The sequence below is a fragment of the Onishia niordana genome, from assembly GCF_004798965.1.
In the GTDB taxonomy this organism is placed as follows: domain Bacteria; phylum Pseudomonadota; class Gammaproteobacteria; order Pseudomonadales; family Halomonadaceae; genus Onishia; species Onishia niordana.
Genome location: NZ_SDSD01000124.1, coordinates 1 through 254 on the forward strand (window position 1 = coordinate 1; position 254 = coordinate 254).

The following is a 254-nucleotide window of genomic DNA, read 5'->3' on the forward strand; positions in this document are numbered from 1 at the left end:
AATTGGAGTAAATGGTACAACAGCTGCCTTAGCTGTATTATCACTACTTGTATTAACAAATGTAATCTCTTGGGAAGATGTAATTACTAATAAAGGTGCTATCAATGTATTTATTTGGTTTGCTACTTTAGTTGCCATGGCATCAGGGCTTAAAAAAGTTGGATTCTTAAAATGGGCAGCAGGTTTAATCTCTGGGGGATTAGTAAGCTTTGATCCAGTTTCAATTGTGATTTTATTAGTGGTTCTATTCTTTT

Annotated in this window: 1 protein-coding gene; it reads left to right on the top strand. The window is 33.9% G+C overall.

Annotated elements, in window-relative coordinates:
* A partial coding sequence (locus ETC27_RS18495; RefSeq protein ID WP_205742793.1) for an anion permease occupies positions 1 to 254 on the top strand: 254 nt, incomplete at both ends.